This is a genomic window from uncultured Pontibacter sp. (genome assembly GCF_947499215.1).
Classification (GTDB): Bacteria; Bacteroidota; Bacteroidia; order Cytophagales; family Hymenobacteraceae; genus Pontibacter.
Genome location: NZ_CANMNI010000002.1, coordinates 400,956 through 425,713, shown reverse-complemented (window position 1 = coordinate 425,713; position 24,758 = coordinate 400,956). Strand labels below are relative to the sequence as shown.

General features: G+C 52.0%; 20 protein-coding genes. 8 read left to right on the top strand and 12 right to left on the bottom strand.

Annotated features, from left to right (window positions below):
* The first annotated feature begins 142 nt into the window (after positions 1 to 142).
* From Q1A04_RS09745 to Q1A04_RS09735, 3 genes are all read left to right on the top strand, one after another.
* Complete coding sequence (locus Q1A04_RS09745) at positions 143 to 4,081, top strand: AAA domain-containing protein (protein WP_299704706.1); 3,939 nt, start codon at positions 143 to 145, stop codon at positions 4,079 to 4,081.
* A 17-nt stretch (positions 4,082 to 4,098) separates the two neighbouring features.
* Positions 4,099 to 4,956: a hypothetical protein gene (locus Q1A04_RS09740; RefSeq protein WP_299704703.1), complete on the top strand. Its 858-nt coding sequence runs from the start codon at positions 4,099 to 4,101 to the stop codon at positions 4,954 to 4,956.
* Positions 4,957 to 5,073: 117 nt separating this feature from the next.
* Positions 5,074 to 5,940, top strand: coding sequence for an SDR family oxidoreductase (locus tag Q1A04_RS09735; RefSeq protein ID WP_299704700.1), 867 nt, complete (start codon positions 5,074 to 5,076; stop codon positions 5,938 to 5,940).
* A 131-nt stretch (positions 5,941 to 6,071) separates the two neighbouring features.
* Here Q1A04_RS09735 and Q1A04_RS09730 read toward each other — a convergent pair whose 3' ends face one another.
* The gene (locus Q1A04_RS09730) at positions 6,072 to 7,979 is read right to left on the bottom strand and encodes a hypothetical protein (protein ID WP_299704697.1); all 1,908 of its coding nucleotides are present in this window, start codon (positions 7,977 to 7,979) and stop codon (positions 6,072 to 6,074) included.
* A 392-nt stretch (positions 7,980 to 8,371) separates the two neighbouring features.
* Here Q1A04_RS09730 and Q1A04_RS09725 point away from each other — a divergent pair, with 392 nt between their 5' ends.
* Entirely contained in the window at positions 8,372 to 8,563 is a 192-nt protein-coding gene (locus Q1A04_RS09725) for a cold-shock protein (RefSeq protein WP_116541469.1), read from the top strand.
* Positions 8,564 to 8,635: 72 nt separating this feature from the next.
* Here Q1A04_RS09725 and Q1A04_RS09720 read toward each other — a convergent pair whose 3' ends face one another.
* The 3 genes from Q1A04_RS09720 to ricT all read right to left on the bottom strand — a co-directional run bounded on the left by Q1A04_RS09720 (position 8,636) and on the right by ricT (position 11,921).
* A complete protein-coding gene (locus Q1A04_RS09720; protein WP_299704694.1) occupies positions 8,636 to 9,742 on the bottom strand; it encodes an endonuclease/exonuclease/phosphatase family protein in 1,107 nt (368 codons plus the stop codon).
* 201 nt (positions 9,743 to 9,943) lie between these two features.
* Positions 9,944 to 10,420: a gliding motility lipoprotein GldH gene (locus Q1A04_RS09715; protein ID WP_299704691.1), complete on the bottom strand. Its 477-nt coding sequence runs from the start codon at positions 10,418 to 10,420 to the stop codon at positions 9,944 to 9,946.
* Positions 10,413 to 11,921, bottom strand: coding sequence for a regulatory iron-sulfur-containing complex subunit RicT (gene ricT / locus Q1A04_RS09710; RefSeq protein ID WP_299704688.1), 1,509 nt, complete (start codon positions 11,919 to 11,921; stop codon positions 10,413 to 10,415). Before ricT ends, Q1A04_RS09715 begins: the two co-directional genes overlap by 8 nt.
* 360 nt (positions 11,922 to 12,281) lie before the next feature.
* Here ricT and Q1A04_RS09705 point away from each other — a divergent pair, with 360 nt between their 5' ends.
* Positions 12,282 to 13,697: a lipopolysaccharide biosynthesis protein gene (locus Q1A04_RS09705; protein WP_299704686.1), complete on the top strand. Its 1,416-nt coding sequence runs from the start codon at positions 12,282 to 12,284 to the stop codon at positions 13,695 to 13,697.
* Between the two features lie 96 nt (positions 13,698 to 13,793).
* Here the strand turns inward: Q1A04_RS09705 and Q1A04_RS09700 are convergent, their stop codons facing one another.
* Positions 13,794 to 14,957 carry a zinc-dependent alcohol dehydrogenase gene (locus Q1A04_RS09700; RefSeq protein WP_299704684.1) on the bottom strand — a complete coding sequence of 388 codons (1,164 nt, stop codon included), beginning with the start codon at positions 14,955 to 14,957 and terminating at the stop codon, positions 13,794 to 13,796.
* A 160-nt stretch (positions 14,958 to 15,117) separates the two neighbouring features.
* Here Q1A04_RS09700 and Q1A04_RS09695 point away from each other — a divergent pair, with 160 nt between their 5' ends.
* Both Q1A04_RS09695 and Q1A04_RS09690 read left to right on the top strand, forming a co-directional pair.
* Positions 15,118 to 15,987, top strand: coding sequence for a GNAT family N-acetyltransferase (locus tag Q1A04_RS09695; RefSeq protein ID WP_299704681.1), 870 nt, complete (start codon positions 15,118 to 15,120; stop codon positions 15,985 to 15,987).
* Between the two features lie 60 nt (positions 15,988 to 16,047).
* Positions 16,048 to 16,380: a multidrug efflux SMR transporter gene (locus Q1A04_RS09690; protein ID WP_299704678.1), complete on the top strand. Its 333-nt coding sequence runs from the start codon at positions 16,048 to 16,050 to the stop codon at positions 16,378 to 16,380.
* Here Q1A04_RS09690 and Q1A04_RS09685 read toward each other — a convergent pair.
* From Q1A04_RS09685 to rsfS, 5 genes are all read right to left on the bottom strand, one after another.
* Complete coding sequence (locus tag Q1A04_RS09685) at positions 16,377 to 17,240, bottom strand: hypothetical protein (protein WP_299704675.1); 864 nt, start codon at positions 17,238 to 17,240, stop codon at positions 16,377 to 16,379. The two genes, Q1A04_RS09690 and Q1A04_RS09685, sit on opposite strands and share 4 nt — an antisense overlap.
* Positions 17,203 to 17,973: a UDP-2,3-diacylglucosamine diphosphatase gene (locus tag Q1A04_RS09680; RefSeq protein ID WP_299704672.1), complete on the bottom strand. Its 771-nt coding sequence runs from the start codon at positions 17,971 to 17,973 to the stop codon at positions 17,203 to 17,205. The genes Q1A04_RS09685 and Q1A04_RS09680 overlap by 38 nt, the downstream gene beginning before the upstream one ends.
* Positions 17,957 to 18,607, bottom strand: coding sequence for an LUD domain-containing protein (locus Q1A04_RS09675; protein ID WP_299704669.1), 651 nt, complete (start codon positions 18,605 to 18,607; stop codon positions 17,957 to 17,959). Before Q1A04_RS09675 ends, Q1A04_RS09680 begins: the two co-directional genes overlap by 17 nt.
* 10 nt (positions 18,608 to 18,617) lie before the next feature.
* The gene (gene ftsH / locus Q1A04_RS09670; protein WP_299704666.1) at positions 18,618 to 20,753 is read right to left on the bottom strand and encodes an ATP-dependent zinc metalloprotease FtsH; all 2,136 of its coding nucleotides are present in this window, start codon (positions 20,751 to 20,753) and stop codon (positions 18,618 to 18,620) included.
* A 67-nt stretch (positions 20,754 to 20,820) separates the two neighbouring features.
* Positions 20,821 to 21,195 (bottom strand): ribosome silencing factor, encoded by a 375-nt coding sequence (gene rsfS / locus Q1A04_RS09665; RefSeq protein WP_299704663.1) that lies wholly within the window; start codon positions 21,193 to 21,195, stop codon positions 20,821 to 20,823.
* Between the two features lie 49 nt (positions 21,196 to 21,244).
* Here rsfS and Q1A04_RS09660 point away from each other — a divergent pair, with 49 nt between their 5' ends.
* Complete coding sequence (locus tag Q1A04_RS09660; RefSeq protein WP_299704660.1) at positions 21,245 to 21,994, top strand: biotin--[acetyl-CoA-carboxylase] ligase; 750 nt, start codon at positions 21,245 to 21,247, stop codon at positions 21,992 to 21,994.
* On the opposite strand, the gene Q1A04_RS09655 is transcribed toward Q1A04_RS09660, so the two are convergent.
* Positions 21,987 to 22,580, bottom strand: coding sequence for a YceI family protein (locus Q1A04_RS09655; protein WP_299704657.1), 594 nt, complete (start codon positions 22,578 to 22,580; stop codon positions 21,987 to 21,989). The genes Q1A04_RS09660 and Q1A04_RS09655 overlap by 8 nt on opposite strands.
* A gap of 144 nt (positions 22,581 to 22,724) precedes the next feature.
* Positions 22,725 to 24,200 (bottom strand): T9SS type A sorting domain-containing protein, encoded by a 1,476-nt coding sequence (locus Q1A04_RS09650; protein ID WP_299704654.1) that lies wholly within the window; start codon positions 24,198 to 24,200, stop codon positions 22,725 to 22,727.
* Positions 24,201 to 24,758 lie beyond the last annotated feature (558 nt).

Here is a 24,758-nt window from a genome sequence, read left to right as displayed (position 1 = left end):
TGAGTGTGTCTATGCCGGCGGATGGAAGCGCATATTCTTAATGTCAATAAACAGGGTTTCCAAGTCCCCCCAATTCGTGCTAACTTGCCGTATAGCTACAGACTATCCTGAAGCGGCATCCGTTGTTGGAGTATTACACCTTATGAAATCCATTCTCAAAAGCTACCGTCACCGTCTGCTCAACCTAAGTGCGGGCAACAGAGCATTGCTGCTGCTGCGCCTTTCCCGGGAGCTGCACCTCGATGTAAACGAGCTGGATTTTATCAATAACAAGCCTGCTTTCAATATCCTCGAAAAGGTGATAGGAGGCAAAAAGGCGGTGCTCGCACCGTATGCCGATAGCCGGCACGCACCTGTCACGCCCGTTAGCCAGCGGCTGCGCTACATCATGCGCAAAACCCACATGATCGTGGAGGAGCGCGGCAGTCAGGAGCTATACCTTGGCTGGCCCTTTGTGCACGGCAAGTTCGCAGACGGCACGACCGTACGCTGTCCGCTGCTGTTCTTCCCGGTGCAACTGCAGGTGAACGCCGCGCAAGAATGGGAGCTGTTGCCTGATCCCTCGCAGCCCGCTCAGTTTAATCAGAGCTTCGTGCTGGCCTACGCGCACTACACGGGCACACCACTGGCGGAGCCCCTGCTTGAACTAGACCTCAGCACGCTTCCTACCCACCCGCTGGAGTTCCGAACGCAGGTATACGAATTGTTAAAAGAGCAGCAGCTCGGTATACATGCCGGCCGCGAGTTCTTTACCGACAAACTGAAACCCTTCCGCGATTTTAAGAAAGCCGACTATGAAACGGAGCTAAAACCCGGTCAGCTATACTTGGAGCAGGAGGCTGTGCTGGGTATTTATCCGCAGGCCGCGTCCTACCTGCTCAACGACTATGATGAGCTGCTGGCACAGGACGAACTGCAGGAGATGGAAGCACTTTTCCAGTCCCCAGAGGTGGGGACAAACCAAGCCACGCAAGCGCAGCATACATTCACGGCCTTTGCCATGGACGCCTCGCAGGAGGCTGCGCTGCAGCAGGTAAAGCAAGGCCGCTCGCTGGTGGTGCAGGGACCGCCGGGCACAGGCAAGTCGCAGCTTATCTGCAATCTGGTGTCGGATTTCACGGCCCGGGGAAAGCGGGTGCTGGTGGTAAGCCAGAAGCGGGCCGCCCTAGACGTGGTGCACCAGCGCCTGTCTTCGGCCGGCCTCGGTGCCTTTGCCGCTTTGGTGCACGACATCAACGCCGACCGCAAAAGCATATACAAACAACTGCTGCTCCAGATCGACCAGATCGACGAGTATAAAAAGCAAAACCACGCGCTCAATAGCATTTACACGGACCGGACTTTTCTGGAGGTAAGCCGTGGCATCAACGTGTGCCTTCAAAAACTGGAAAGCTTCCGGACGGCCCTTTTTGACAATAGCCGTTGCGGCTGGTCGCCCAAAGAGCTATACCTGCGGAGTAATCTACAAGAGCCGCATGTTCAGCTCTCGGCCGTATTCAGGCAATTCACCGCCGATACAGTAGGAGAATTTCTGCCTCGCCTGCGGGCCTGCCTGCAACAAGGTATCGTGCTAGAGCAGCCTGACTTTGTGTGGAAAGAGCGGCATAAGATGACAGGCTTTGGTTGGCCACAGCGTCAGGAATTGGAGCGCACTATTGAGCCACTAGCCGAACAGTACCACGGGCTGCAGCAGGGTATAAGGCAGCTCAGCGGCTGCGACTTTGAACTAAGCGCACTCAATAGGTATAGAGCCGCCTATACCGTGTTGGAAGAACTACAGCAGCTACTCGAGCAGGACAGTGTGGGAGGTGCGCTGCAGCCATTGCTGCGCAAGCAGGCCAAAGCCTCAGAACTCAAGAAGCTAGTCCGTAATCTGAAGGGATTATACCTCGTCTGCCCAGCTCCGGACGCGGCCATACCTGTGGAGCAGCTGGCCTTGGTAAAATCCGCCATCACCGCTTATGAAGAGCAGCAAAAGGATTTTTTAAAGCGCATCGGCTGGTTCTTTTCGCAGGATAAGAAAGTACTGCAACAGGCACTGGGTAGGTATAAGTTGGAAATGTCACCAGCCGGTGTAGGTGAACTGCAGCGCAGAATCGAACTGCAGGAAGAGGCTTCTGAACTTATCAAAGTCATTAATAAAAGCATCAACTATACCCTACGTCTGGAAGACAACCCGACGCCCATGCTGCAGAAGCTGGAGGTGGTGGAGCAGGCACTGACCGCACACATGCTCCTGAAGCAACTGCACCGCGACCAAGTATTACATGAGAAACTACACCAAGAAGTAAACTTGCCGGCGCACCTGCAGGCCTTGGCGCAGGCACTGCAGGTGTTTGAGGAGCGGTACGGCGAGTGGGAGCAGTGGCTGCCTAAATCCCAGATAGGAAAACTGATTCATGACGAGAACCACGGTCCGGCCCTACTCGATGGGCTACGGCTGTATTTTGAACAGCTAGTAGCTTACGATTCCCTCCGCGAAAGTCTCACGGTGGCAGAGCAGGAGGTGTGCCGGCAGATATTGGAGGAGGACATCGCTACTGCGGAAGCAGGGGAGGCGCTTTTCCTGAACAGTCTTTACTTGGCTTGGCTGCATGAGTTGGAGGCGGAGCGTCCGGAGTTACGCATGCCGAGCAGTGGTGAGATAGATCGAATTGAAGAGGAGTTGCAGCAACTGCTGCAGCAAAAGCAGGAACTGAGTCAGGAGATCGTGCTGTCGCGGTTGCGGGAGCAGACTTACCGGTACATGGAGCACAACCGGCTCGGCAATGCCGTGACCTACCGCCGCCTGCACGCACAAGTCAGTAAGAAACGCAGTCTGTACCCTATTCGGAAGCTGTTCAGTCTTTTCGGCGAAGAAATCCTCAACCTGACACCGTGCTGGCTGGCATCTCCTGAGACAGTTTCGGCGGTGCTACCGCTGGAGCGCTGCTTCGATCTAGTGATTTTCGATGAGGCCAGCCAGTGCTTCGCCGAAACAGGTATACCGGCCATGCTGCGCGGCCACCAATTAATAGTAGCGGGGGACTCCCAGCAGCTGCGCCCATCGGACTTATACCGTGCCCGCTGGAGTGGCGACAGCGATGAGGAGGTGGAAGAACTTTCGGCAGAGTCGTTGCTGCAGTTGTGCGGGCTATACCTGCCGCAGACTATGCTCACGCGACATTACCGCAGTCGCTACCCCGAGCTGATAGATTTCTCTAACCGGCACTTTTACCGCAACCGCTTAGAGCTTATACCTGAGCTGCACGATGCCAACGCACAGCAACCCGCTATTCAATTTGTGAAAGTGCAGGGACTGTGGCAACACAATGCAAATCAGCCAGAGGCCGAACGTGTGATCGATTTACTTTTGCAATACCTGCAGGCTGGTCAGGAGGATGTGGGTGTGATCACCTTCAACTACAACCAGCAAATGCTGGTGCAGGACCTTTTGGAGGAGAGGGCGCAGGAACAAGGTATAGCCATACCTGCCAGCGTGCTGGTCAAGAACATCGAGAACATGCAGGGGGATGAAAAGGAGGTGGTGATCCTGTCGATTGGGTATGCGCCGGACGCTAAAGGTAAAATGGCAATGCAGTTCGGCAGCCTGAACCAAGCGGGAGGGGAAAACCGCCTGAATGTGGCCATCACGCGTGCAAAGCAACAGGTCGTGGTGGTGAGCAGCATACGTGCCGAACAGCTGCAGGTAGAAAACACGCTGCATGCCGGACCGAAACTCTTGCGCGACTATCTGCACTACGCCCAGCAGGTAAGCCGCCGCTATTTCACGTATCAGCCAAATGTGCTAGCAATGCCAACGCAGGTACCGCTGCTGAAAGAGCGGCTCACCAGAGACCTACCGCAACTGCAGCCCGCCGTGCCTTTCGCAGACCTCACCCTGCAGGAAGAAGGTAGGTATACAGGCGTCGTGCTGACCGATGACAACCTGTACTTTAATCAGATCTCAGTACGCCACGCCCACGCCGATGTGCCCCAACTCCTGCAGCTGCGCCACTGGCCTTTCCAGCGCGTATACAGCCGCCAGTACTGGGCTGATAAAGAAGCGGTAGTTGGGAAGTTTGGGACGTTAATAAGTTAGGAAGTTCGTCAATAAACATGCTCATCAAACTCTTCACCCTCTACATCTACCTGCAAACTGCTTTGTGCGGCTGCGGCGCTGATCGGCGCAACAGCGATTTTGAGCGGCTGCGGAAAGACTACAAGGTGAAGGTCCAGCGCATCGGCCGCCTAGACAGTCGTATCATGGAAAGCTCCGGACTGGTGCATGCCTCCGACAGCACCTTCTGGACTAACCCCGACAGCAGCTACCCGGCGGAGCTATACCTGTTTAACCTGCAGGGTAATCTGTTGCAAACCGTTCCTTTGCCTTTGCCCAACCGCGACTGGGAAGACTTGGCGCAGGACGGGCGGGGCAATCTGTACATCGGTGATTTCGGTAACAACACCAACGCACGTCACGACCTGCGGGTGTTTAAAGTGGAGCAGGAAAACATGGCCGTGCAGGATACGATGTTTTTCAGCTTCGCAGACCAGCAGAAATTTCCGCCACCGATACAAGAGCGGCACTACGACTTAGAGGCCTTCTTTTACCATGCAGACAGCCTGCACCTGTTCACCAAAAGCTGGGCCCGCAAAAAGATAACACGCCGCTATGCCCTGCCGATAACAGGAGGGAGCTATACCTTGCCCCCACAGGAGGAGCTGCGTATGCAGTCTGCCATCACGGCGGCTGATGGGGCACCCGATGGCCGTGAATTTGCCTTGCTCGGTTACGGCAGGCTCTACCTTTTTCAGCCGGATGAGGGCACCGTGAGTTTTAACGGCAAGCGTTACTGCCTGCCGTTGGGTCGTACTGGACAGGCGGAGGCGGTGCTATACCTGTCGCCTACCCGGCTGCTCATCACCAACGAGAACGGTAAGCTTTTCCTTGTCAGTTTCGAGCCTAAGCAATAACCTTTCGCTGCATGCCTTGACTTATCGGATGGGCAGCTGTTGTAAATAATACTAGCCTTATGTCACGCTGACGCACGCCGAACCGTATAGTTAACAGACCCCATAAAATACAGAACTATGCGACAAACGATATTGGTGACAGCTGCTACAGGCACGGTAGGCCGCGAAATTATTAAACAGCTTTCCATGCAGGAAGTGAATGCGCGGGCGGGCGTTCATTCCATCATCAAAGGCGAAAACCTGAAACGACTGCCCGGCGTCGAGATCGTGGAGATCGACTTTCGCGATCCCGATTCCCTGCACGCTGCCTTTACGCATGTCGATCGACTCATGCTGATCACCCCCCTTTCAGAAGAGCAGATGGAGATGACCAGAAACTTGGTGGACGAGGCGAAGAGGCAAGGGGTGAAGCACATTGTGAAACTCTCCGCGCTGGGAGCAGGGGCGGAGCCGGGTATACAACTGGGCCGATGGCACCGAGAGATGGAGCGCTACGTAGAGGAGAGCGGTATACCCTATACTATTTTGCGGCCAGCCGGCTTCATGCAGAACCTAGTGAATCACAGTGCGGATACCATCAAGCGCGAAGGCAAATTCTACATGCCGGTAGGCGATGGTAAAGTCAGTTTTATTGATACCCGCGATATTGCGGCGGTGGCCGTTGAAGTGCTCACGGGAGATAACCACGAAGGCAACATCTATGAGTTGACAGGGCCAGAGACATACTCTCACCAAGAGATGGCTGTCATGCTGGGAGAGGCCGCAGGAAAGGAAATTACCTTTGTGGATGTGCCTGAAGACGCAGCGCGAAACGCCATGCTATCGCGCCACACACCTGAGCCGATAGCCGATGCGCTATTGGAGCTTTACGCCGCTCACAAAGCCGGCAAGTCAGCTAAAGTAACTGATACTGTGAAACAGGTGACCGGACGGGAGCCGCATACCTTCCGGCAGTTTGCCAAAGATTATCATGAGTGTTTTTAAATCAAAAAAGAGTAGAATAACTAGACTGATATAGAGTGGAGTGACCAAGTTGGAGAATCCGCAAAACAGGAAATAAAAAAGAGCGCCTCCCCTGATTCAGGGGAGGCGCTCTTGCTTTAGCTTAATCTGAATTAATCTAGGTCCCGGTAGCGATCGCTGCGTCTTGTCTCGAAGTCGCTGCTGTCGTCGCCGTAGCTTGAACGGCCGCGCTGCGATTGGCCTTGACCACCCATACCACTGCGATAGTTTTCACGGGAAGATGACCCTTGGTTATCGCTGTAGTAAGACGTGCCACTGTCCATAGAACCATAACGGCTCCGGTCGCCGCCACGTCCGCCTTGTCCGTAGCCGCCCTCACGGTAGCCGCTCTGTCCGTAGCCGCTCATGCCGCCACCTCTTTCAGAACCGCCGTAGCCGCCGCCACTGCCCATAGAGCCGTAGCCGCCCTGCGAAGATGAGCCATAGTCACGCTGAGAGGAGCTGCCATAGCCACCGCCCTGCATGCCGCCGGATCTGGATGATCCGCCGTAGCCGCTTTGCGAAGAACCACCGTGGCCGCCTCGTTCGCTCTGTGAGCCGTAACCGCCCTGTGAAGAACCGCCATAGCCGCCGCGCTGCGAAGATGAACCATAGCCACTCTGTGAGCCATAGTTATCATCATAAGAACGGCTGCCTCTGTTTCTATCTTGGGATGAGCGGTACTCATCGTTATAGGATCCGCCACGTGAACCGTAGCCGCCCTGTGAGCCGTAGCCACCCTGCATAGAGCTTTGTGAGTCATAGCCTCTTGATGAGCCACGATCGTCTCTATCATACTCGCTCATACCTCTTGATGAGCCATAGCCCATGGAACCATAACGGTCACTATCGCCGTAGCCGCCGGATCTGGATGAGCCGCCGTAGCCGCTTTGCGAAGAACCACCGTGGCCGCCTCGTTCGCTCTGTGAGCCGTAACCGCCCTGCGAAGAACCGCCGTAGCCGCCGCTGCTCATAGAACCATAGCCTCCCTGTGAGCCACGCTGTCCGTAGTCACCTTGGCCATAGCTCTGCTGATAACCTCCTTGGCTTCCATATCCCCCTTGTGAAGAGCCGCCGTAGCCACCCTGCGATCCGCTGCTGCGGTAACCGCCGCCTTGCTCATAGCCACCGCGACCGCTGTCGTAGCTGCCGTAACCACCTTGGTTAGAACCGCTGCCTTGCATGCCGAAGCTGCCTTGAGAGCCACCGTAACTTTGGCCGCCTATGTTGTCACCTTCTCTGTCCTGCATGCCACCTTGCATACCGCCTCTAGAGGTGCCATAATCTTGGTCTTGGTAGCGGGCGCGGTTGCCTTCCATGCCACCTTGGTTGCCATAATTAAAGCCGCCTTGCGAGCCCCAGTCAGACTGCGAAGAGCCTCTGCCTTGTGAAGAGCCACCATAGCCGCCTTGCGAAGAAGAGCTGTAGCCGCTGCTGTCGCCGTAGCCGCGCTGCATGCCACCGCCCTGCTGCGATGAGCCATAGTCGCCTTGGTAACCGTAGCCACTCTGGCCGCCATAGCCGCCGCTATTCTGTGAACCATAACCGTAGCCACCCTGCGAGCCATAGCCCTGCTGGCTACCATAGTCTTGGCCTCCCTGCTGGGAACTGCCGTACTGCTGGCTACCTTGGCCCTGTTGTTGGCCGCTCATGCTGCCATAGTACTGATCATCGTCTTTGGAGCTACCCATGGAAGCGCTGCTGCCGGAGTCTTTGCTTTTACCGCCCTTGGAAGACGAAGAAGATGATGAAGATTTAGCTGATTTTGAATCAGATGTCTTACCTGTGGTTTTAGTGCCTGACTTGGCTTTTGTACCAGAGGTTTTAGAATCCGATGAGGTAGACTTGCCGCTGTTCTTAGAAGAAGAAGTACTGCCGCCTAGTGAAGCAGAGCTTCCTGTACTACCTTGGTTTGATGAACTCATATCGGAGCCGCTTTGACTTGAGCTTCCCATTGACGATGAGCCGCCCGACATACTTCCAGACTGGCTGGATGACTGATTTTTTTCGTTTTCTTTCATAGTTCTGATCTCCTCAGTTTATAGTTATAGATTAATTGGAATGGTAAATACTTTAATTTTGGTTACTCAAACCTGCTTAAAACCACTGGGCTTTGGCAGCTGAAGCAACCATGTTTCGCACACCTAAGAATTTAGTGATTCTACTTGTTTTCTTAGTGTAACAGAACGTTTTAGCTATACGCACCTCGTGAGAGAGGGTTATTGCAGCGATAGGGGCGGAGTGACTCGCAAGCGGTACTCGGCTGCATGTTAAAAAGAAGGAGACAAACACCTCGGTGGCTTGCGCGATTAGCTCTATGTTTCTGATTCAGATAGGCTTATTATTTTATCTAATTTGTTATTATATCTGAACAAATTCTTTACCTTTGCTTCAATTATTAAAATTCATTATCATGCAAACAGGTAAAGTAAAATTCTACAACGTATCTAAGGGCTTCGGCTTCATCGTGGCTGACGATACAAACCAAGACATCTTCGTTCACCAGACTGGTCTAGTTCACGAAATCCGTGAAAATGACCGTGTTTCTTTTGAAGTGAAAGATGGCAAAAAAGGATTGAATGCAATTAACGTAGAGCGTATCTAAGTTAAAAGACATATAGCCCTTTAGGCAGGGCATTCATCTATTTTGACCCGCTCAGCTTGCTGAGCGGGTTTTTTATTTTATACCGTTTTCCTGCTTTTCAGCCGCCTTCTCTCCGTTGCGCTCCTCGCCTTTCTCCAAGCCTTCCTGTATCAGTTCGTTCGCCTCTTCGTGGTCTTCTTTGTCTGCTTTTGGCGGCTGCTGTTCTTCCTCCCGTACCGGCTCATAGTTCAGCGTGATCAGAATCGGAAAGTGGTCAGATCCAAACTTAGGCAGGCGCCGCATTTGCACGAGCCGGAAAGCGGGGTCGTAGAATACATGGTCCAAGGGATAGCGGAACAGTGGCACAAAGGCATTGTAAGTATTGTAAAAACCCCTGCCGACGCGCGGGTCTAACAGGCCGCTTATCTGTTTGAACAAATTGGTCGTGCTTGACCATGCCACGTCGTTCAGATCGCCTGCGACTACAGATGGGTGTGGCGACTTCTTCACATACTTGGCCGCTATCAGCAACTCGGCTTCGCGGGTCTCGGTGTTTTGCAAGAGGCGCGGTGGCTGTGGGTGCACTGTATACAAGTCGAACTGTAGACCGGAGGGCAGCTCCACCACTGTGTAAAAGGAGGGGATATCGTCTTCCACCATAAAACGGATGTCGCTCTCGAGCAGTTTGAACTTGCTGTATAGCAACATGCCGTATGTATTCTCCAAGGGCTTCTTGATGGCGTAAGGAAAACGCTTGTCCAACTCCGGCTGCAGGTGCTCGTGCCACGCATTGTTCGGTTCGTTGATGAGTACCAGATCAGGATCGGTTTGCAGGACGAGTTGCAGGAACTTCTCATACTTCTTGTTGGTCATGCGCACGTTCGAGATCATCAAACTGAAAGCGTTGGCCGGTTTTTCCACTTTGGTACGCAGCGCCTCCCGAGGTGCGAGTGGTGTGAAGAAATACACATAGCGCATCTCATTGAGGATGGCTAGGCCCCATACTGCGACCATCACGATGTCGCGCGAACCCGATACGCCATACATGGCAAGGTACGCCACTAAAACGGCTGAGAGTAAGAGGGCCACATGGAAGCGTGGGAAGTCAAGTACACGAATCCACCACAGCGGGGTCTTTATAAGCGGAAGAAACGAAAATAGCGTCAGGACTAGGCCGGCTATCTGGAGGGTGAGCTTCATATAAACAGTAGCGTATAGGTATGGAACAGCAAGATATACAGCATACTTTGGAAGGGGAGTTTTTGTTGTAAGCCCCTTTCCGATTCTTGATTAGTTCTTATACGTTCTCGGGATATTAGCGCGGATACATCGGCGCAATAAAAAGAGCGGGTCAGGCTATACTTAGCCCGACCCGCTCTTGTAAGGTATGATGACTGTTTATCAGTCTGTTCTTTCCTCTACCCTAACACCGACAGCGCCTATGCTTGGCAGTGGGTCGCGACGCATGTACTGCGTTAGCTGCAGTTTGTAAGTGCCTGCCTGCGGGAAAGCCACATCCTTTAGGGCGAGTGCCTGCAGGTCGTACGTATCGCTAGAGCCTTTGCCGGCAGGCTTACCTGTTTTGGCATCCATGAGGTGCAGCTCGTGCAGCGCCGACGACACCTCACTACTGTCGGGTGCCACAAGGCGGTGACGCAGGTACAGGTTATAGTAGTCGTAAGCCAGCGAGTAGCGCACATTGAAGTACACATTGTACCGCTTGGTCGTGTCTTCTATCGCAAACTCAAACTCAGGAGCATTGTCTACAGTCCAGTTCTTTTCAGGCAGTTCTACATTCTGCTCATATACCCGGTTAGGGTCGCAGGCGGTCAGTGTCAGAAAACATGCCGCCGCCACAAAAGCTATTATGCTACGCATCGGTAGAGGGTGATTTAGGCTGATTTGGTTTAGAACCTCTGTTTGGGCGACGCGACTTGTTTCGTCTTGGCTGTTGCGGAGTGCCATCGCCTTGCGGCGGCTGTTCGCCCGTTCTGCCTTCAGGCCGCGGTGGTCTGCCACTTTCACCTTCTCTTGTCGGTTTCGCCTCGCCTCGGTTTGGTCTGTCCTCCCGGTTTTCGCGACCATCGCGATTGCCTCTGTTGCGTGGTGGACGCTGCTTTTTAGGACGCTGCTGCCCCTGCTCTGCGGGTTGCGATTCGGGTTGGCCAACTGCCGCGCTAGGCGCCGTTTGTTCTGTGGCTCTTGGCTCGCGTGGACCTTTTGCATCGCGGGGACCTCTGTTCTCACGTGGTCCTCTGCCTTCGCGCTGCTCTCTCGGCTCACGTTGCTCTCTAGCTTCACGTGGTCCGCGTTGCTCTCTGCTGTCACGGCCTTCGCCTTGCGGACGACCACCCTGCTTGCCTTCTAGACCTTCAGCGGAAGATTTTTTCTTCTTTTTCTTCTTTTTCTTGTTCTTGAACTTATCGTCGAGTCGCTCGAGACTGCCCTCTACCTGCGCTACAAATTCGTTCTGCTTCGGCTCATTCACTGGCTCTTCTACCAGCATTTCTGGCACAACACCCTGACTATTCATCTTCAGGATTTCATGCACACGTTCTACCGGCACCGGATACCAGTTATTGTCGCCTCTGTAGCCGAACCACATCATCTTTTTAAAGATGTCTGTTTTCTGCAGCATGGCATCACCCTGCTTGGTCTGCAACGGACGCGACACGGTAGGTATGTCCTTAAGCGCCTCCATGTAGGTTTCCAGCTCATAGTTGAGGCAGCACTTCAGGCGCCCGCACTGGCCAGATAGCTTGCTCGGATTGAGCGACAGGTTCTGGTAACGGGCCGCCGTGGTAGACACACTCTTGAAATCGGTGAGCCAAGTAGAGCAGCACAGTTCGCGTCCGCAGGAGCCTATACCGCCCAAACGGCCGGCCTCGTGGCGCAGACTGATCTGGCGCATCTCGATGCGTACCTTGAACTCCTCAGCCAGCTTCTTGATCAGGTCACGGAAGTCAACGCGGTCGTCGGCAGAGTAGTAAAACGTTGCCTTGGAGCGGTCGGCCTGATACTCCACGTCAGAGAGTTTCATGCGGAGGCCCGTCTGCTGTATGATCTCACGGGAGCGGTACATGGTGGCGGCTTCCTGCTCCTGTACCTCGCGCAGCTTCTCCAAATCGCGCTCATTGGCGATGCGGTAGATGGTGCGGATCTCCTCATTGTTATCCACCTTTTTCTTGAGCATCTGCAGGCGCACGAGTTCGCCTTTCAGCGATACGGTGCCAATGTGATGCCCATTGGGCACGTCTACTACCACCGGGTCGCCGGTAGTCAAATCGAGTCTGTTTATATTGCGGAAGAAGTCTTTGCGTCCTCCCTTGAATCTTATTTCTACGATGTCGAACTCCTCAAACGCGGTTGGAATTTCCATATCGCTGAGCCAGTCGAACACGTTTAAACGGTTGCAGCCACCCGTGCTACAGCCGCCGTTGCTTTTGCAGCCACCCGGTTTTTCGCTGGTGCCGCATCCGCCACTAGAACATGAACCACATCCCACTTTTTATATCTCCTATATAAGCTGTGAAGCTTCTTGTTTTCTTATTGTCTGAATTAACAAATATACTAAATTTTTGAGCTTATGCTCAAATGTCGGCTTTTGTGCCTGCGGTCTGTAACAGTCCGGGGCATAAATTAGTGCTTTTACGAGAACTTTGTTTCAGCGTGCGCGGCTATTTCTGAAAATGCGGACAGGAATAGCGGCTGTATAATGATTATACCCTAATTTTAGCGGATGCTTCGCAAACTCCTGTCACACGCTGCCATCTACGGGCTTGCCGCCCAAGCCCCTCGCTTGGCAGGAGTACTGGCTTTACCGCTCATCACGCAGTACCTGACACCGACCGACTATGGCGTGGCAGGGGTGGTAACGGCCTACTACAGCGCTCTAGTCACATTGCAGTCGCTGGGTTTCACGGTGGTGATGGAAAACAGCTTTGCGCGGCACCCCACCCGATTCCGCTGGATCTGGCGTCAGCTTTATGGTTTCCTGACAAGTTGGGCGGTGCTTTATAGTCTGTTAGTTATGGCGATACTGTATCTCGTGGTACCGGCTGAGGCCCATGAAAACCGCCTGCTGATAGCCCTCCTCAATGGAGTGCCTGTGCTCTTTTTTATAGCGACAGATTTAATGGCAGGTATGTTCTGCCTACACTCGCAACGGCCTGTGCCTGTTGCCTTGCGCTCGTTTCTGATGGGCGGCATAAACGTGATCCTGACCATTTATTTTATCGCGGGCCTACAGATGGGGTATATGGGTTGGTTTTATGCTAGCACGATCTCGGCGGCGGTGGGGTTTATGGTTAGTGCGTATGTTATTGTCGAGCAGCGCCTTTGGCCTATTCTCCGGTTTAAGGGCTATCGCCTGAAACATACACTGCGGGTAGCTTTACCCGTGGTGCCGCACCAGTTTTCAAGCTTTATGCTCGACACTTCCGATCGCTTGGTGCTGGATGTGGTGGGCGTACCGGTTGGTCGAATTGGTCTGTACAATGTGGCTTCCAACTTTGGCATTTATTTCTCTTCGGCCAGTTTTGCGGTGGTGCAGGCGGGCACCCCGCTATACATGAAGCTCCATGCGCAGACGAAAAGTATAGAGGCCGCGCTGCAGGCTCGCCAAATGACCTATGCCTTGCAGCTGCTTTTTTTCGCTGCCACCTTTACCGGGAGTCTCTGGATGAAAGAGATCTTCGCGCTCTTAATCCGGAACGAGGAATTGCAAAATGCCTACCCCTTGGCCATCGTCATTCTGATGGGGTATAACTTCAGGCCCATGTACATGGCCGTGACGACCCTGCTCACCTTCCATGAAAAAACGGCTAAACTTTGGCGTATATCCACGGCGGCGGGGATAGGTAATATCGTGCTGAATCTAATTTTGGTGCCGCTTTACGGTTTCGAGATGGCGGCCTATACCACCTTCGCCTCCCTTATGTACATGGGCTATGCAGGCTTCTTCTTGAAAACATACAAAGAGCTGACGCAAGTGCGCTACCACGGCATCTGGTGGCTGCTAGCGACTATTGCATTGCTGGTGTTGGCCTATCAATTGCGGGAAGTGGAGGTGTGGCAGAAGGCTTTGATTACGCTGATAAGTTTGATCGCAGGTACAGTAGCTTTCCGGAAGTATAGAGGCAAGATACAATTGTAGAAAAATTAAAGGTACAGCAAACACTCGTGGATAACTTAAAACCGAAAAGCAGCAAGGTATTACCCTGCTGCTTTTCGGTTTTAGTTTTTATACTCATTAAGGCTTCAATACCACCTTCACGCAGTTGTCTTCTTTCTTGTTAAAGATGTCGTACATGCGGGAAGCCTCTGCCAGCGGGACAGTATGCGTGATGATATCATCGAGCACTACTTGGCCGTCGCGCACCAAGGAAATGAGGTGATCGATGTAGTTGTGCACCCACGCCTGACCGCCGCGCATGGTGAGACCCTTGTCGAACCACTTGTAGAGCGGGAAGTTGTTGTAAGGTGATCCATAAACGCCTACCACTGACACCACACCACCACGGCGCACAGAGTCCATGCATCGCTCGAGCACTTTCATCGAGCCTTTCTCCATCTGCACTACATTCAGGGCCTTCTCCAGTGTCGTGCGGTCTGCCTCCATACCTACGGCGTCCACGCACACATCAGCCCCGTAGCCACCGGTCATCTCCCGGATTACTTCAACGGCATCCACTTCAGAGGCGTTAATTACTTCGGCCTTGGCTGACTTGCGGGCCATCTCGAGACGGTAAGGCTGAATGTCTATACCTATAACACGTTTGGCTCCGTTCAGCCAAGCAGATTTCATGGCCATGATGCCTACTGGTCCGCAGCCCCATACGGCTACTGTTTCGCCACCTTTCAGTTGGGCCCAATCAATGGCGGCCCAGCCGGTCGGGAAGATGTCAGTGAGAAATAGCACCTGTTCGTCCGTTAGGTTGTCGGGCACTTTGCGTGGACCGTAGTCGGCGTAGGGCACGCGCACGTACTCTGCCTGACCACCGTTGTAGCCCCCGTAAATGTCGGTGTAACCGAATATGCCCGCACCTGCTCCCTTTGCCATGACGATCTCACCTTCAGGACCATAGTTGTCGGTGTTAGAGTTTTCGCAGTGTGTCGGCAACTGCATGTTGCAGAAGTGACAGGTACCGCATGAGATGGGGAAGGGGACCACCACGCGATCGCCTTTCTGTAGATTCTTTACACCGGAGCCTACTTCTTCTACAATGCCCATAAACTCATGGCCCATTACCATATCACGGGCTTGGGGCACCATACCGTTGTAGATGTGCAAATCGGAGCCACAAATGGCTGTGGAGGTAACGCGAAGGATACAGTCGCGGGCATCTTCAATCCTCGGATCGTCGATGGTCTCCACCTGAATATCCTTCATTTTGTGAAATACTGCTGCTTTCATAGTTTATGTTTAAGTTTGATTTTCAAGGCTGCTGCCCATTTGGACTTTACAGTACTAAAGTTTAACGGTAAGGCCTCAAAGCGGGTTATTATCTAAGCATCGGCTATCAGTGCCTTGCTCAAGCCGTATAGTCTGAAACTATCTTTTGACCACACATATTATGGAGAAAACTTACACCTTCTCTTTTCTGAGAGAACAGGATATTCCGGAGCTGCACGATACATTTCATACAGCCTTCTCAGACTACATGGTGCCTATCAAGCTGACGCGGGAGGATTTCGCCATGAAGATCAAGCGGGAAGGTATACAGCTGACTTTCTGCGTCGGTGCTTACTTCGGTCAGAAACTGGTGGGCTTTGTGCTGACAGGTATAGGGGAGTGGCTAGGCAAACCCACAGCCTACAATGCGGGAACGGGTGTGGTGCCGGAGCATCGCAGCAACCGGCTGACGCAGCGCATCTATGCGCAGATGCTGCCAAAACTGAGAGAAAGCGGTATAGAGCAATGCCTGCTCGAAGTCATTCAGGAGAACACGGCAGCTTTGAAAGCCTACCAAACCATCGGCTTTGAGATCACCCGATCCCTCGACTGTTTCCGAGGCCCCAAGGAGCAGCTATTGCTCCCGAGTGAAGTTCCCAAGCATATCAGCACCAAGAAGGCAGTGAAGCCAAACTGGGGCGCCTATGAGGAGTTCTGTGATATACACCCCACTTGGCAGAATACGAAACAGGCTTACAAACTAAGCCCTGATAGGAAGCTGGTGTTGGAAGCCTATTCTGAGGGGGAACTGCTTGTGGGCTACGCGGCTTTTTTCCCGCGGACGGGCGCTGTTGCCCAGTTAGCTGTGCAGCAAGGCTTCCGAAACCGGGGTGTGGCCACTGCTCTTCTTCAAGAAGTAGTGCACCTGACAGAAGCCCCGGCTCTGATGGTACTCAACGTGGATACCGCCTGCCCGGATATGATTGAGTTGATGGCCCGCAGGCACCTTACCCGGATATTGGGACAGTACGAGATGTTGCTGCCTTTATAGGGTGAGATAGTTAATAGCCCTAATATGGCTACCTTTGTTCTAACAAAAATCTAGAATTTGATGAGTACAGCGTGGTTCTACCTGATTTTGGCAGGTATATGTGAGATTGGCTGGGCCTTTGGGCTAAAGTACAGTGAGGGCTTCACAAAGCCGGTCGTGAGTATCGTGACAGTGGCTGTGATGATACTGAGTTTCGTGCTTTTGGCGCAGGCCATGAAAACACTGCCCCTCGGTACGGCCTACGCCATCTGGACAGGTATAGGTGCCGCCGGAACGGCTATACTGGGTATGTTCTTCCTGAACGAGCCCAAAGACTTAATGCGGATTCTGTGTCTGTTGATGATAGTGGCAGGCGTTGTCGGGTTGAAATACTTCGCCGAGAGCAGCAACTAGCGGCTGAGCCGGTATACGTCTGCCTGATCCTTTGTGAACAGGTAGACCAAACCGGAGTTGACCAATGCCGTCAGGTATGGCTTGTCGGTTGGCAAAGAGATAATGCGCTCTCTCATCTGATACAGGTCAAAAAAGTGCAGTTGCTGGTCTTTTACGAAGTATAGCTCATTGCCGCTAAACCCGATGTAAGACAGTCCGGTAAAAGGCAGCTTTTTTTTGTAATTGCCTAGGTTGTCAAACACGTACACGCCTCCGTTGTAATCCAAGAGGTATACCATGTTCTGGTATTCCCGCATAAAGCGCACATCAAACCGTGCCTTGTCTAAAATCAAGTCCAGCGAGGTTTCAATGATGGGTTTCTGATAGCGCAAGTCTATTTTACTAAGCGTGAAATCCGACTCGTTGAAAAGCCAGAAGCTGTCGTCGGAGGTAAGGGTGGCTGCCTGTACGTTGCCCATGTAGCCTAAGTCAGATAGTCTGGTATTGGCAATGGGACGCATAAAGCGGTCAAGCAGCATCAATTCCTGTCGGTCCTCATAGAATAGAAACAGCTTCATGGGGTTCCATGCCTCCACAGCGGAAATGCGACCGCGACTTGGCGGTGAAAAAGTATTGATTGGAATGCCGAGCGAATCGAGCATGAACAGGTTGCGGCTGGGGTCCATGAGGTACGCATTGCCCTTACGGTCAACAGAGATAGCCGTGGGAGAGGAGATGGGCAAACTATGGCTAAAGGTGAGCAATACGGTGGAGTCCTGCTGCTGTGCGAAGACAGGTATGGCCAGCACGAATAGCAATAGATATAGTACGCTCAGGTATAGCCTATTTTTCAAAATACTCCAGTTTAAGGTCTTTGCCATCGTATACGCCATAAGAGCAAAAATTGACCCATTCTCCCAAGTTCACATAGCGGCTGTCGCCATTAATAAGCATGTCGAGCGGCAGGTGGCGGTGACCGAAGACATAAAAGTCGTGGTGCTGGCCTGCTTCCACCTCTTTGCTATACTGCACGAGCCATTCTTCCTCACCAAAAAATTTCTCATCGTCTTTGGTGTTACTGATGCGGCTCCTGCGCGACCACATGTTGGCGATGCCTATACCTGCGTTTGGGTGCAGGCGGGCAAACATCCACTGACAGGCCTTGTTATTGAACACCCTCTTGAGCACTTTGTAGGTATGGTCTCCGGGCCCCAAGCCGTCGCCGTGGCCGATGTAAAAGCTGTGTCCACCCAGTTTGGTTGAGATCGGCTTCCGGATAATGGGGATGTTCAGTTCATCAGGGAAGTAGTCGAACATCCACATGTCGTGGTTTCCCGTGAAAAAAAGCACGGGTATACCTGCGTCGGTCAGTTCGGCAAGTTTGCCCTGCAGCCTGATAAAGCCTTTGGGTATGGCGTGGCGGTACTCAAACCAAAAGTCAAAGATGTCGCCCAGCAAAAAGATGGCGGCCGCGTCGTGCTTTATGGAGTCGAGCCAGCGTACGATCTTTTTCTCGCGGGCACGGCTGCTTTCCACATCAGGCACACCCAAATGGAAGTCAGAGGCGAAGTATACTTTTTGGCCGGGTGCCAGCTCGTCAATGCGGAAGGTCATCTATCAGAAAAAGTACTAACTGTTTCGGGCCGTGCGCGCCCATTACCAATGTTTTCTCAATATCGGCGGTGCGGCTCGGGCCACTCACCAGCGATACCATGGAGGGGAAGTTCTCCTGATACTTGTCGCGTACTTTCTGCAGCCCGTCTTTTATATCCGGTACCAGTTGACTGGCTTTGGCTACAACCATGTGCGTTTCAGGGTAAATGCTCAGGCGTCTGCCGCCGGCATTGGCCGAACTGACCAAGATGCTGCCTGTGCGCGTTATGAGCGCTTCGCAGGTGGTCAGGCTGGCTTGTGCTTTCGGTATGAAATCTTCCTCTGTCGCCGTGAAGTCTATACCTGCGTGATACAGAATGTGCTGCAGATTCGGCTCCCATACGTGTAGCTGCTCAATTTTCTGTTCGCGTTTCAGAGCGAAAAGCTGATCGAAGAAGTCTTCTTCGTTTTCGCAGTACACAAACAAGCCGCTGTTGGCTATAAATGCCTGCGCAAAGGCGATGGACAGATCGTCAGAAAGCGGCAGGTGTAGCTTAGAACTGAAGTCCGGGGTAGGAGGCAGAAAAGGCGCCGACTTAGCCAGCGCCTCTCTTACTCTTCTTAATACAATTTCTTTCGATTTTGCTTCGTACATGCCTGTATTATCAAGCTGTTCTGGAGTTTATAGTGTCGTTCGGGTCAGAAGATGCGTCCTTATGAAGCGGTGTGCCCGGTACGCCGCCCTGTCCGTTCTGTTCAGGGTGCTCGGTTTGGCCAACTTCGATCGGATGCTGCTCTTGATCAACTTCACTCTTCGTCTTACTGCGATCCGTACCAGCCGTGTGGGCCTGATAGGTGGTCAGTGCATCAAAAGGACGCTTGCCAACCAGTCGCTCCAAGTCACTCTGGAACAGAATCTCTTTCTGCAGCAGTTCTTGCGCCACTATTTCCAGTTCGTGTGCCTTAGACGTCAGCAATTGCTTGGTGCGGATGTAAGCCGTCTCAATAATATTGCGAACCTCATTGTCGATAGTTTCGGCAGTGGCCTCAGAATAAGGCTTGTTGAAGGCCATATCCGTCTGCTTCGAATCGTAGAACGACACGTTGCCGATCTTTGAGTTCATGCCGTACATCGTCACGATGCTGTAAGCCATTTTGGTGATACGCTCCAAGTCGCTTAGGGCGCCCGTCGATATCTTGCCAAACACGAGCTCCTCAGCGGCGCGTCCACCTAAGGCCATGCACATCTCGTCGATTAGCTGCTCTGTGGTATACAGGAACTGCTCTTTTGGGAGGTACTGCGCATAACCCAGCGCGGCAACACCACGTGGAACAATACTTACTTTTACCAATGGATCGGCGTGCTCCAAGAACCAGCCCGCAATAGCGTGACCCGCCTCGTGGTAAGCTACGATCTTCTTCTCCTCAGGAGAGATGATTTTGTTTTTCTTTTCCAGACCACCGATCACACGGTCGATGGCGTCGTTGAAGTCCTGCTGGTCCACCGCTTTCTTGTTACGGCGGGCTGCGATTAGGGCGGCCTCGTTACACACGTTTGCGATTTCAGCACCAGCAAAACCAGGTGTCTGAGCTGCAAGCTTACGAGCATCCACGTCTGCAGCCAATGTCAGCGGCTTCAAGTGCACGTCAAATATCTCGGTACGGCCGTTGATATCTGGCTTGTCGATGCTGATCTGACGGTCAAAACGACCCGGACGAAGTAATGCTGAGTCCAGTGTGTCAGGGCGGTTAGTTGCCGCTAGAATAATCACACCCGAGTCAGTCGCGAAACCGTCCATCTCTACCAACAGGGAGTTCAGGGTGTTCTCACGCTCGTCGTTACCGCCCGGCGTAGAACCACGGCTACGGTGACGGCCAATGGCGTCAATCTCGTCAATAAAGATGATACAAGGGGCTTTGGCTTTGGCCTGCTTAAACAAGTCACGCACACGGGCCGCGCCCACACCAACAAACATCTCCACGAAGTCAGAACCTGACAGCGAGAAGAATGGCACATCGGCTTCACCGGCCACGGCTTTTGCCAGCAAGGTTTTACCGGTACCCGGAGGGCCTACCAGTAGAGCGCCTTTCGGGATCTTGCCACCCAGTATCGTGAATTTGCTTGGGTTCTTAAGGAACTCCACAATCTCTTGAATCTCTTCTTTCGCTTCTTCCAAGCCGGCCACGTCCTTAAACGTAATCTTTACCTTGTTCTCCGCGTCAAAAAGGGCTGCTTTGGATTTGCCGATGTTAAAGATCTGGCCACCCGCCCCACCTGCTGTTACGCGGCGCATCAGGAACCAGAAACCAAACAGCAACAGGATCAGGAAGCCCCATTGGAAGAAGAAGTCAGCAAAGCCCGTGCGTGTCTCAATGGTATAAGGCACACGGTTCTCACGCGCAATGTTCTCCTGCAGCTTTTCGTAATCTTCCTTAAAAGACTCAGCAGTGATAATGCTAAAGTGGTAGTGAGGGCCTTGGTCCATGCTACCTAGAGTACCACGGCTGGAAAGCTCCCGGCTGTACTTTTCGTTCTGAAGCGCTTCCTCTTTCAGGTATACCTCTACTGTCTTACCGTTCACGATGGTCAGTTTATTGACATCGTTGCTTAGAAGCATCTCCTCAAAAGCCTGTTGGTTGGTCTCGACGGAGGCATTGCTCTTGTTGAGCCAAGTAAGGCCGAAGATTAGCAGAATGAGCACCGCCAGCATCCACAGCTGCATTGTAGGCCGCGGAGGCGTAGCCGGTATCATCGGCTTCTTCTTTTTGTTGTTATTTCCTTTATTATTCTTTTCTGCCATGAATGTGTTATTTCAGATACATGAAAAACTGAAAGGAGCCCTGATTTGTTCAGGATTCCCATTTGTGTTAGGCGTCTTCGATACGCTTTATGCCCGCGTCTCCCCACAGTTCCTCCAAAGCGTAAAACTCACGCTTGTCTTTTAGGAACACGTGCACCACTACGTCTACATAGTCCAGCAGCACCCACTCTTTGTTGGTGCGGCCTTCGCTCTGCCACGGGTTCTGGCGAGTAGCTTTATATATCTCCTCTTCTATGGACGACGCTATGGCGTCAAGCTGTGTGTCAGATGATGCGGATGCGATCACAAAGTAATCCGATACGGCGTTTTTGAGTGACTTTAGGTTAAGAACGACAATATCGCTGGCTTTCTTTTCCTGCATGCCTTTTACTACAAGCTCTGCCAATATGTCTGAATTGGCCTCAGCCTTGGTTTCTTTCATTTGTACTGTTTAAATTTGATTTACAAAAGTACTAAATTCTGTTTAATGTATGCTGCCTAATACGCTGTTTATGGGCCAGCAGCTGTTTTTTCTGCCGGTATGTGAATCCACCAACTCAGAGGCTCAGCAGCTACTCATCAAAAATAAAGCCACAGAGGGTTGTGTAGTGCTTACCGATGAGCAAACCCGCGGCCGCGGTCAGCGGGGCAACTCTTGGGAGGCGGCTCCCGGTAAAAATATCACACTTTCTGTAATTCTGTCACCTGTTTTTCTGGCTGTCAGGCATCAGTTTTACCTCAATATGGCGGTATCGCTGGCGGTACTTGACCTTTTGCGTGAGCAGGGGCTGGAGCAGGCCCAGGTTAAATGGCCCAACGATCTTTATTTTGAAGACAAGAAGCTTGGCGGGATTCTGATTGAAAACACAGTTACTAGTCACTCTCTACAACACAGTATTGTCGGGATTGGTTTAAACGTGAACCAGCTTCATTTCGGAATCGGCACGGCCACTTCGCTAGCCGCCGTGGTAGGTACGCAACTCGACGTGAAAAGATTGGTGGCAAGGCTACTGGAATTGCTCGAAAAGCGCTATTTGGAGCTTCGAAGCGGGAAAGTGGACAAACTGAAGTACGAGTACCTACGGGCGCTCTACCGCTATCAGGAGCCACACGACTATCAGGTGGGGCAGGAAAAAGTACGGGGGTGCATTATGGGAGTGGACGAGGACGGACGTCTCGCGCTTGAGGTGGCGGGGGAGTTGCACTACTTCGCTTTCAAAGAGGTCGCCTATATTATTTGATGCTTAGCTTTTTTGCCGCCGCAATCTGCTGCGATGTCGGGTCCGCAGGTCGTAACGGCATCTGGATCGACACATGCATAGAACTGGCACCGTAGCCTGTGCTAAGCTTGGGCGCCTGTATGTGGTGGTCTGCCAATTTTACCTCAAAGTCCGATACCAGCTGCCATGTGTTTCCTTTCTGATGGAGGGTGCCCGTGATGGTTCGCTTCCGCGTGACACCGTGTATGGTAAGCATACCTTTGGCGGTTACTTTTCTTCCCCCTTTCTCTGTTACAGGTCCTTTCTCTGTAATGTGGCCTGTAAAAGAAGCCTTTTGAAAGCGGTGGCTTTGCATGTACTTATCGTTGAAGCGCTCGTGCATGAGCGAGTTCAGGAACTGAAAGGAGGTGATCGGGACGTCAAACTTGAATTTGCCTGTCTCGATGTCTATGGTTCCGTTCGCGGATTCAGATGTGCCTTTAATCAGACTCAGTGGTGCGCCGGCCTCAAACACAATCGTGCCGATGCCTTTGTAAACGCCCGATTGTGCCATCCCCTGAGGGACTAGCCAACACAGGCTTAGCGCTAGTAGGAGTAGCTTTTTCATACATGCCTCGCCTTCTTCTCTTTTTAAGCTTTCCTTATATTTATTTAACTCTTTCGGCCAGACTTTGTTGGGCTTTTAGAGTGAAATAGCGGGCCTTTTAAGTAAAGTGCCCGCTATTTTTATCTAGTTAGTCCTCAGCCGGTGTTATTGTATCAATAGTTTCTGTGTCTCCAATGTGTCTCCGTTTCTTAGCGTGACCATATACATGCCTTTGGTTAGCTGCAGACGAGGTATTGAGATACTTGTATGTATGCCGCCCGGGGCAATTTGCTCGGTGTGCACCACGCGGCCGTTCATGTGCATGATCTGTACCTGTGCCCCCTGCTGTGTAGCCGGATTCTGCAAGGCAACTGTTACTTCGCCGCCTGTGGTCGGGTTAGGGTAGAGCGCCATGCCGGCGGCTGTGAGTGGGTTTTGTGACACGCTGACTGCTATTGTCTTGCTGAATTCAAATGTGCCGTCTGTGTCTATCTGTCTGAGGCGGAAGTAGTGAACGCCTTTTTCCATGTATTCTGTCTCGAAGCTGTAGTGCTGCGTTAGGGAGGTATTGCCCACTCCGCTTACCGTGCCGATCTTGTTAAACGCTTTGGCATCGGCGCTGTGCTCTATCTCGAATCGGTCGTTATTCTGTTCCGAGGCGGTGCTCCATTTCAGTTCGATACCGCTCTGGGTGGCCTTGCCTGTAAAAGAAATCAGTTCTACAGGAAGCGGTACGATAGGCGAGTCTTCACAGGTCTCTGTGTCGAACCCTGTGGAAACGGTGGTGGTGTTGGTGGTGGCTGTGATCAAGTAAAACGGCTCTGACTCATAGGCGGCTGTCGGTACTACAAATCCAAACATGTCTTGCATCATGTTGGCGTAGCCGTTGGTGTTTTGCGCTTCGAAGGTGATGGTGCCACCTTCAGCCGTAGTCTTATACTTGTATTTGCTTTTGTAGGAAGCTCCTTCCATGGGGGCGCTCAGGGTAACTGCCGCATTCGTAGACTCAAATGCCACAGATTGGATGTCACTTTCGGTATTGTTGCGAACACTGATCCAAACAGTGGACGTGCCGTCGCCGTTGTCGTCTGCCCCTACGAAACCGAACTCCATTTCTCCGAGGTCAAGTGTGCAGACAGGCTCTGGTATTGTCGATTCCATGCCGCACGCTGTTAGGTTGAACGTGACAAGGCTAAGATTGTCACCAGCTTTGGTCTGCACCCGCACATCGCCCATACTGGCAAAGTCCTCGGCTGTCAAGTAATAGCGGACCGTATCGACCATGCCATTGTTGATAACAAATTTCGGCTTGGCATTAAACTGAATGGCATTGAAGTCCGTCTGGATTTTAGACCCGCTTGTTATCCCGTTATCGACTTTGTATTTAGGGTCGCGGGCATAAATATTGGCCGGATTGGCGGCTCTACTACCTTCAGGAAGTTCAAAAGCGATGTAATCCAGCGGAGTGGCGCAGTCTACCTGCAAGGTGTAAGTCAGCGTGAAAGTGTTGTCAGTGTTTTCGATTGCTCCCAGATATTCCATTCTGAAGCATCCTTCCTCTCGCACACAGTTGTCTGCTTGGCTAAATGCAAAAGCGGTAGAGGTGAAAACTAAAATTAGAGTAAAAATAAATCGTATCATGTAAAGTTCTATTCATTTGAGTTTTGTCCTATAATAGGTTTGTTTTAAATGTAACGGGGGTCTTTTTTTATAGTTGCACATTTTATATATATAGCCATATAGTTCAATTAGATTCTTTTTTTTGTTCAATAAATAAATATCGCTATTTTTTAATGTTTAAAGTGGTTTTAGCCCTGTATTAGAGGACTTTTGACAGTGTGTTGTTAGTGGAGCGTAGGAGGGGTATGTATAATAATTCTGCTTTCGAGTTAAGGGTTGTTTCAGCTTAAGTGTGATGGTATAAGTGCAATTTATTGTTGGCTCTCCGGAGGGGTGGTTTTGGACAATGTGTGCTAAAGCGTGCAACCTAGGTTGTGGGAAAGGGGTCATGGGTTTGTAAGAGGGGATAAAGGGCATGGTTCTTGATAATTCCGATCATAGTAACGGACTGACATGCGTCTTTCAAGTTCGTCTCTAATACTAAAGCTGATTTTTAATTAGATTCTTTCTATTTAACTATATTTTGCTATATCTTTGACTCTATGTCAGCTTATGGCAAAACCCTTATAAAATTGAGGT